This is a genomic window from Heyndrickxia sporothermodurans (assembly GCF_003055045.1).
In the GTDB taxonomy this organism is placed as follows: domain Bacteria; phylum Bacillota; class Bacilli; order Bacillales; family Bacillaceae_C; genus Heyndrickxia; species Heyndrickxia sporothermodurans.
In genome coordinates this window covers 19,771-27,026 of sequence record NZ_NAZB01000061.1, presented here as the reverse complement: position 1 = coordinate 27,026, position 7,256 = coordinate 19,771, and the positions used below count along the sequence as shown (strand labels likewise).

General features: G+C 33.2%; 6 protein-coding genes and 1 pseudogene. 3 read left to right on the top strand and 4 right to left on the bottom strand.

Going from position 1 to position 7,256, the window contains the following annotated elements:
• A partial coding sequence (locus tag B5V89_RS18055) for an integrase core domain-containing protein (RefSeq protein WP_142406542.1) occupies nt 1–288 on the top strand: 288 nt, incomplete at its 5' end.
• A 366-nt stretch (nt 289–654) separates the two neighbouring features.
• The gene (locus tag B5V89_RS18050; protein ID WP_066235839.1) at nt 655–849 is read left to right on the top strand and encodes a hypothetical protein; all 195 of its coding nucleotides are present in this window, start codon (nt 655–657) and stop codon (nt 847–849) included.
• Between the two features lie 507 nt (nt 850–1,356).
• Here the strand turns inward: B5V89_RS18050 and B5V89_RS18045 are convergent.
• From B5V89_RS18045 to B5V89_RS18035, 3 genes and pseudogenes are all read right to left on the bottom strand, one after another.
• Nucleotides 1,357–1,917 (bottom strand): dihydrofolate reductase family protein, encoded by a 561-nt coding sequence (locus B5V89_RS18045; protein WP_066235838.1) that lies wholly within the window; start codon nt 1,915–1,917, stop codon nt 1,357–1,359.
• Between the two features lie 249 nt (nt 1,918–2,166).
• On the bottom strand, nt 2,167–2,547 hold the full coding sequence (locus B5V89_RS18040) for a VOC family protein (protein WP_066235837.1): 381 nt from the start codon (nt 2,545–2,547) through the stop codon (nt 2,167–2,169).
• 435 nt (nt 2,548–2,982) lie between these two features.
• A pseudogene (locus B5V89_RS18035) lies at nt 2,983–3,234 on the bottom strand (type I restriction-modification system subunit M N-terminal domain-containing protein); the annotation flags it as partial.
• A gap of 614 nt (nt 3,235–3,848) precedes the next feature.
• On the opposite strand from B5V89_RS18035, the gene B5V89_RS18030 reads away from it, so the two are divergent.
• A complete protein-coding gene (locus tag B5V89_RS18030) occupies nt 3,849–4,481 on the top strand; it encodes an MOSC domain-containing protein (protein ID WP_108073346.1) in 633 nt (210 codons plus the stop codon).
• Nucleotides 4,482–5,497: 1,016 nt separating this feature from the next.
• Here B5V89_RS18030 and B5V89_RS18020 read toward each other — a convergent pair.
• Entirely contained in the window at nt 5,498–7,249 is a 1,752-nt protein-coding gene (locus B5V89_RS18020) for an ATP-binding protein (protein ID WP_108073344.1), read from the bottom strand.
• Between the last annotated feature and the right edge of the window lie 7 nt (nt 7,250–7,256).

Genomic DNA, 7,256 nt, shown 5'->3' with positions numbered 1-7,256 from the left:
CATACCTTTGAAGAATTTTGTAAAAGATATACACTAGAACATGAAAGAATTCCACCAAAAACGCCAAATATGAATGCTCACATTGAGTCTTTTCATAGAATTTTTGAAGATGATTGTTTATCAAGATGGCAATTTGAAACGTATGCACAAGCCTATGAATCAGTCGCAGAGTTTATGGTGTTTTATAACGAAAGACGCATGCATTCTAGTATTTTAGACTTATCGCCAAATGAGTTTTATGAACAGCAACAATGTGAAAACGTGAAAATCAAAGAGGTACGGGTTTAATCGCCCCTTCCATTTTTTCTTCCTTTTGTCCCAAAAATTATTTCAGCCATTTCTGGAATGGAATCAAGGGCGACGATAGTCGGGCGAAGCCTTTACCCTTGAAGGAATGGAAGCAATGGCTATGATCTCAAAAGGACAAAAGGAAACGAAAAAGAATGTAATTTTAAGATAAAGTGAGATTAAGAGAAATACTGTCCAAAATTCGGGGGTTAATCCGAGATTATGTACTATGCTTCCACTATCCTATGGATCAAACATGGAGTAACACTAAGGTAGAAGCCTTTAAAGAGGAAATCGAATATGCTATAATTAATACAACAACACTATACACAGACTTCTTAGCCGATTTAATAGGAGGGATACAATATGACTGGGAGTAACAAGATGCGTTATAATGACGAAAACGTAATTCTCGTGGCCTCTGAACCATCAGGGCTAAGACGTAAACGTACACGTGACAGAATGAAAGATGTAAAAAATTCTAGCCAAGCTGTGTTAAAAACCTTAAATGAAATTAATGAAACATATACAAGAAAACCAGCAGGTTTTAGCAGAACATAAAGTGAAGAGCTCCGATGAATTATAAGTAGTTCCGTTTCAGTGGAGAAACATACCAAATAGTATGCTAATTAGCAGACCAAATCGCATATGATTTGGTCTCTTATATATCAACGATTATGAGACATTACTACTTTATTTAGAAAGTAAAATCGCAGCCTAAAAAACATCTTGACAATTGTTGTTGTCTACATGCTATTTGGTATGTCTTTTTACTTAAGTAGGTAATTGATGTCCTTTTTGAGCAACCAAAGAAAATCAAAATAGACGGATATTTTCCGGTTATACTGCAGAATAGAGCTCAAATCGTAGGATATAAGTGGAGTTTTTCCGCTTAAGCAAAGCAAATTTACTCATTTTCACGTTTTTCGAGTTAATAGTCGGAATCTTTCCGGCTATTTAAGGTATTTTCAGTGCTATTTTTTAAATTAAGGGGAATTTCTCCGCTTATTATCAAACTCGATTTAGCGTCTAATGAAATTGTACAAAACTGAATTACTCTTCTCTCATTTACTTGTATATTATCCTGTATTTTGTCAATATAACCCCATTGTTATATTTTTTTAGGTCCATTAGTTCTAATTGAATCCGTTTTTTACTCGAACCAAAAAGTGAAATACCTTCTCCAATCATGACAGGATTAACTTTTAGTATAAGAGTGTCGATCAATTCATGGTCAAGGAGTGAACCAGCCAGTTGACCACCACCACAAAGCCAAATTTTTTGATTCACTGTTTGTTTTAAAGCGTTGACAAACTCAATTGCGTTTTCTTTTACAAACCCCACTTCCTCATTCGACTCAATATTCAATTTACTCGAGAAAACATAGTGCTTAAGATCGGGATTTGCAAACTTTGCAAGTGGCCAAGGCTCTCCTGGTTTCATTCCATCCTTTAATCCGAGCTCGTATGATTTTCCTCCCATTAAAGCAATTCCATATTCTCTAATATCAGATAAAAAGTCAGGTCCGTGGTCACCTTCATAAAGAAAAATCGAATCATCCGCAATGTAATTTGGATCTGCGATATATCCATCGGCCGTAGTTGCCACATGATAAATCAATTCTGACATAATTTAGTCCCACCTTTAAAATAAATTTTCTAAATTATTTCTATTAAACTCTATTAATTTTCTCTAATTGTTATTCTTCTTCAACTTCTATTTGAAACTAAAATTTTGAATAAAGAATATCTTTCTTTTTTCATTACGTAAATTAAATTATTGAGAAATTAGTACAAAATTTTTTTAAGGAAATTTTAATAAAATTAAATTGTAGAAAGGCAACAACCGTTGACCTTTTCTGGTGATTTACCTATTCTTTTAACAATTACAAATCATAACTACATTTCCATCCGGGTCTTTTATGTTAAACCAAGCTGTATCGCCAACCGTCTCTATTTCTCTCACAATTTCAATGCCTTTGTCTTTAATATATTGATAGGCGTCATCAATATTTGGTGCGTAAAAATTAAAAATGGGACTTGAACTAATAGTATGGTTAAATTCAGGATCAAACGTATGGTCATCCAAAGTCAATGAAGTAGTTCCTTCCACGGGTATATTATAAACAGGCGAAACGACTCTATCTAAATCAACGTCCAGTCCTAACAAATCAGCGTACCATTTTGCTGAAACCTTTAAATTTGTAACATGAACAAATACACCATTCATTTGGTTTTTTATAGGCAATGTTTTTTCCATTCGGAAACCTCCTTTTTTATCTCTTGTATATTTCTAGATTGTTGTCGGTTGTTCCTTCTAATTACTTTAAAAAGGAGTGTGTATTTTGCAGATACTAGTATAGACCTAGAGAATACTGCCTCCCACTTCGGCAGCACATACACACAGCAAAAAAAGCAAATTTAATTATATAACAATCGTTGAATCTCCGATAAAGACCGAACTATAGCAACATTTTAATTAGTTAACGTGTTAGTTTGTGGAGAAAATGCTGTGTTTTTTATTTACAAAACCACGGTTCTTTGGTCTTGGCTCTATAGTTATTCATTGATGATTTTCGTAGAGATATGAGAATTCATAGGCGGATAATTTCCGGCTAATGTATATAGAGGAAGCTTAAGTAGCGGAGATAAGCGGAGAAATTCCGGTTAGCTGCTCTGAATAAGCAAAAATTCAATATTTACTTGTGTTGTGGAAGTTTTGCTTTGACACACGATTTAAAATCGGTTCACGAGCATCTTCTTTCATTGAAGCAAACTGCTCTGCCTTTGCTAATACTTCCTCTTTTGTGCTCTCTAATACACAGTCAAAACGACGTAATACTGCTAATGGTAAAACGATTTTACCGTAGTCTTCTGGTTTATATGGTCCACGTAAAATCTCTGCGATTGACCAAATGAAGCTTACTTTGTCTTGGAAGTTAATCATCTTATGTACCTCATTTAATAAATTTTTTCGAATCTACTTTTCATGTAGCTAGATTGAGATAATTTGAGTAATTTTTAAAATGCTTATCGCTTTGTAATAGCTAATCTCATTTTATCGCTAAAATCACTTAGTGACACCCTATTTACTATTCGTCAAAATAGCTCATAATACCTACTATTATAAATGTTCGAACATCAAAAAGTAATAGTATATACAAACAATTACTCCAATTGTACAGGCCATGTCTTGACTTAATATTAGTAATTGTTTACGTACATTTTAATTTAGAAATAGATGATTATAAGCATATAAATAGGGCGGGTTTTAATAGATATAGAGCAATGAATTTGTTTTATTTAGGTCATGGTCTATACTTACATTTTCTAATCCATTTGGCCTTTTAACCAACAAAAAAAACCGTATGCTCTAGAAAAGTTGTTTATTTAATTAAAGTACCCTATAGTTTAAGATCATTCCTGCACATTCTTTAAAGTATATTAATCTTTTCCTAACCCCAATGTTTTTTTAATAATTGTACCTTTTCAAGTGACACTAGTATAATACAATTTATATTAGCGGATTTTGGAGTTCTGTTGAAGTGAGGTAAATTCAAATTGAATCGAAAAATTATTAATTTAGCTGTTGGAAAACCGAAGGAATACAATTGGAATAATAAAATAGGGTTTTCTGGAATAGGGAAATCGGCTGTAAAATCCTTTAAAGTAGAAAAATCTATCATTGTTGGTGATGATGTTGCAAATCACAAATTTCACGGGGGATCAGACCGTGTAGTATGTTTCTATCCATTCGAGCATTACTCTTATTGGGAAGAAGTATTTCAAAAAAAGCTTATTCTACCTGCTTTTGGGGAAAATATTACTGCAACAGGTATGACGGAAGAACAGGTTTGTATTGGTGACATATATAAAATAGGGGATACTATTCTTCAAATAACACAAGGGAGGGTACCTTGTGTAACTATCTCCAATTATAACGAGGAAAAACAACTTTTAAAGAAAGTGATTGAAACGACTCTAACTGGTTACTTTTTTCGGGTATTGGAAGAGGGAACTATTAAGTTCGATTCGGAAATAACTCTTTTGGAAAAACACTCAAAAGAAATATCCGTTTCTTTTGCTACTCAAATTCTTTTTCACCAAAAACAGGATAAAGCATCAATTGAAAAGATATTGGCAGTTGATGCCCTTGCAGAGGACTGGAGGAATAGATTTTTAAAATTGTTATGATTCTCTGCTGTGTAGAAAACTGTGGATGACGCTAAACCTAGACCAAAAAGCTAGTTTTTTTATGTATATCTTATTGAACTAAAATAGGACTGCCGAAACAGTCAATGTTATTTTACATTTTTATCCATTTTTTTACGGTCTTTAAGCAGTTTAATGTCAATTAACTAAATTTCTTTAAGATGCCGTTCACGATGCAGGAAATTTAAAAATGCTCTAATTGCTCTTAAACGTGTGTCCATTGTTACTGTTTGCAATCCCTTCTCATTCATATAGAGAATGACATTTCGCTTTATCGCTTTATATGCTCTTTAGAAATAGTGTCTAGTGAGGGGGTAATTTCCTGTTCTCTTAGGATTTTAAAGAAAACAGATAATTCATTTCTATAATATTGGATTGTTTGAGGCTTAGATTTCTGATTTGACAATCATCAACAAATAAAGAAAGAGCAGTTTTGAAATCAATTTCCTTTACGCTTTTTGGACTGTTAATGATTGATACTCCTCAATAGATAATTCTTTTGTATGCCTTGCCATTTTTAAATTCCTCCTTGTTTAATGACAGGTACGCTCACGATTTTATGTACACAATAATTTTCAAAGAATCGTATTTGAGATAAATAAAAAACGTTCCTTACATAGAGTAAGAAACGTTGATTTCACTACATTGGCAAGCAGTGCTATGATACCGGTGGTCGGGGTCGAAATAGGTCTTCAACTCTTGATAACACTGGGTTTATAAAAGCAATGTGTAAAATTTGTGTAAAACTAGTAAATTACGACATCTCAAGTCGGTAAACACTAAAATATAATGAGGTTCACCATAACGATTTAAAGGTAACTGAAATTTTTTATTAGAAATTATTCCAGAAAAACAAAAGGATAGATTCAAATTCTCACGACCTATTAATCTATCATAAATATGGTAATGATGATATATATTATGCTTCCAGTTGTGGAAGATAAAATTGGATTAAGCATCGTATATTTAATATTGTGAAATGAATTACTTATATAAAATTATTGCATACTTTGTAATCTCCATGCCCTTACTGCATCTTCAATTACATTTTCTTTCTCTGTTTTCATCCATTCATCCCAAAAATCAATAGTTCCACTATCTGGTTTATTTACTGGTTCAGAGATTCTTATCCTGCTCGGAAGTAAACTCGCGTCTCCTACAATTAGCGCTTCTCCTTGATCAAGTATTGGTAGAATATTAGTTATTCCCCCTAAATTGTCCGGTAGTAGCTTTTTAATTACATTTTGATCTTCAGCATTTGATAATCGCATTGCAATAAAGTTGTTACATTGACTTAAAATTGTTTTATTTACTTCTGAAGGTCGTTGGCTAATAATAACTAATCCAACACCATATTTCCTACCTTCTTTGGCAATTCTCTCAAAACTTTTTTGTGCAGCCTCAACGTTGCTGGTGGAAGCAGTGTTTTCTGGAACATAGAGATGAGCCTCATCACAAAGTAATGCAATTGGATGTCGATTTTCTTTTTCTGTCCATTGCTGAATAGAAAAAACCAGACTGGCAATTCTACCAATTACTAACGGGAGTACATCAGACGGAACTTCTGAAAAGTCTATAATTTTTACTCCACCTTGCTTATTGATTTGATGATCCCTTCCAGATAAAAGAGCTTTTGATAGTTGATTCATCCAACTCCATTCTTGGACATATTTAGGGGGATTCATCATAAACCCCAGTCTCTTATCACTCATTTTATTTTCTAATCTTGCAATAAAACGGCTTAGTTTCCCATAAAACTGTCCTTGCTTTTGAGTATTTGGTTTTGCTCCAGGAACCATTTGGGTATCTAATTCTTTGAGTGTTTTTAGCACACTATTTAAACAGTATGGTATAGGACTATCAACAGTAAAATGATTCAGTATTTCTGTTTCTCCAATTTCCTCCAAGTACTTTCTTTTTGCATCATTTACAGTTCTAGACATTAACATAGACTGGTTTGGAGCATTTTGATCACTCCGATCAACTAACATATTCACCATATCTTCATAGCCCAATAACCAATATGGGAAGAAAAGTATCCCGTCTTTCAAACTCTTTTCACTATCAATTTCGCTTGGACCAGCTATTTTAAAATGTTTTATTCCTTCTTCTCTTAAAGTATGGTATTCACCATGCAAATCAAATAGTATTGCGTTACAATGATTTAGAGACGCCACTTGTTCTAGAAGTTTGGCCGTAGTCCATGACTTTCCAGAACCAGTGCTTCCTACAATTACTGCATGACGTTGAAAAAATTTATTTGCATCTAAATATGCAGTCGCCTCTTCATCTAAAGTGTAATTACCTAGGCTCAGCGCATTAACTTCACTTCCAGAATGAAATGAAAGGGCATTCATAAAGTTTGTTAAAATATTTCCATCAATAGGAAAGCAATCTGCATCAATCTCTGGAACAGTTTCTAAAGTACGTCTAAAGACATTGGATTTGTCTATATATCTATTAAAAAAAGTCCCTATTAATGTTACTTTTACAGTATTATCGGAATTTACTTCATAAGGTTCAGAAATATCTTCTTCCTCCACAACTTCGTTCATTATAGATTTTCGAATAATTTTTTGAACCATGCCAATAAGATGCTGACCAGCCCTACTACTCCTAAGAGCTACAAGACGATTAACCTGCATACTACGTAATCTTTCAATATTTTCAACCTTTATTACAACACTAGCAGTATCAACAGCAATCACTTTACCTAAAGAATCATCCTCCATATAATTAAATATACTCATTTTATCC

Coding starts and splice junctions, on each gene's coding strand:
- B5V89_RS18050 (WP_066235839.1), top strand. CDS start 655: ATGACTGGGAGTAACAAGATGCGTTATAATGACGAAAACGTAATTCTC.
- B5V89_RS18045 (WP_066235838.1), bottom strand. CDS start 1,917: ATGTCAGAATTGATTTATCATGTGGCAACTACGGCCGATGGATATATC.
- B5V89_RS18040 (WP_066235837.1), bottom strand. CDS start 2,547: ATGGAAAAAACATTGCCTATAAAAAACCAAATGAATGGTGTATTTGTT.
- B5V89_RS18020 (WP_108073344.1), bottom strand. CDS start 7,249: ATGAGTATATTTAATTATATGGAGGATGATTCTTTAGGTAAAGTGATT.